The organism is Corynebacterium sp. HMSC08F01 (assembly GCF_001807545.1).
GTDB classification, from domain to species: Bacteria; Actinomycetota; Actinomycetes; order Mycobacteriales; family Mycobacteriaceae; genus Corynebacterium; species Corynebacterium coyleae.
This window is the reverse complement of the sequence record NZ_KV789283.1, coordinates 1-1,310: the sequence shown is the minus strand read 5'-3', so window position 1 is coordinate 1,310 and position 1,310 is coordinate 1. Positions and strand designations below refer to the sequence as shown.

1 protein-coding gene and 1 pseudogene are annotated in these 1,310 nt (G+C 60.1%); both read right to left on the bottom strand.

Features of this window, described 5'->3' with window-relative positions; translation table 11 throughout:
* Positions 1-37: 37 nt before the first annotated feature.
* Positions 38-952, bottom strand: a pseudogene (locus tag HMPREF3171_RS01290) (IS3 family transposase); the annotation flags it as partial.
* On the bottom strand, positions 946-1,200 hold the full coding sequence (locus HMPREF3171_RS01285) for a transposase (RefSeq protein WP_244268753.1): 255 nt from the start codon (positions 1,198-1,200) through the stop codon (positions 946-948). The pseudogene HMPREF3171_RS01290 and the gene HMPREF3171_RS01285, both read right to left, overlap by 7 nt.
* Positions 1,201-1,310: the final 110 nt, after the last annotated feature.

Sequence of the window (1,310 nt, the reverse complement as noted above, 5' to 3'; positions counted from 1 at the left end):
TGTGGACGGGTAAACCCGTTGTGTTTGGTTGTGGGGGTTAGGCTGCGGCGGCGTGTGTGTCGGCGCAGCGGGTTTTGAATTGGCGCATTGCTTCGGCGGGGATCAGCCCGGTGGTGGAGTGGATGCGGCGGCGGTTGTAGTACGTCTCGATCCAGTGTCCGACTTCGTAGCGGGCGTCGAACTTCGACGCGAACTGCTTCTTTTCGTACAGCAGATGCAGCTTCAACGTGGAAAACATCGACTCCGCAACCGCGTTGTCCCAGCACACACCGACCGCGCCGGTGCTTAAACGCACATCGAGTTTCCTGGCTGTTTGCGCGAACTGCTTCGAGGTGTACTGCGAGCCGCGGTCGGAGTGAAACACCGCGTTGCCCGCGACGAAACCGGCCGCGTGCGCCATGGTCAGCGCGTCGACGACAAGTTGCGCACTCATCCGGTCTGCGATCTGCCACCCGACAACCATCCGTGTGCTCAGATCGATCACGACGGCCAGATACATCCACCCCTGCGCGGTGCGCAGGTAGGTGATGTCGCCGCACAGATAGGTTGTCGGCATCGCGGGGTAGAAACGGCGCCGAAGCAGATCAGCACGTGCGCTCGCCTGCGGGTCTTGGATCGTGGTGCGTTTAAACGCGCGACGGTACTTGGTGTGCAGCGTGTTGTCAGCCATGATCTTTCGCACCGCATACAGCGTGGTTGCAACGTTTTGGGCCTGAAGCTGCCGGTAGATAGTGCGCGCCCCGGCAAAACCGTTGTGCTCGTTGAAGATCTCGATAACCAGATCGGTAATCGCCGCGCGTTTCGCCCGCGGTGTGCCACCGGTCGGCGGAGTATCTCTACGCTTGCGCCAGGCGTAATAGCCGGAGCTGGATACTTCCAACACACGGCACATCATTGACACTGGGTAGCGAGGGCAGGGGTTGCCTTCTTCGTGGAAGTGGGCAATTACCGCGAAGAGGTCCTCGTGGTGTGCTCCGTGGCGAAGAAGGCGGCCGCTTTTTTTAAAAACTCGTTTTCACGCTCGAGCTCTTTGATCCGCTTTGCCATCTCTGCCGGGTCCTGCGACGCGGCATCAGCAGCGCGCATGTGGCTGCCGGAACCAGTGCCCAAGGTGCCTTCGGCTTTGGCCACCCAGCGTCCCAACGACGAGGACGACACCCCGTACTCCTGGGCCACGGCACCACGGGTCTTGCCGAACATCAACACCTCATCAATGCACTGCTGACGGAACTGATCCGAATACTTACGTGGCATGATTTAATCCTTCCAGATCGGTGGGTTTCACCGTCCACCGGAATCATGACACCCCA

Bases quoted from the DNA above. Each gene is read 5' to 3' on its own strand.
- HMPREF3171_RS01285 (WP_244268753.1), bottom strand. From the start codon at position 1,200: ATGTTCGGCAAGACCCGTGGTGCCGTGGCCCAGGAGTACGGGGTGTCG.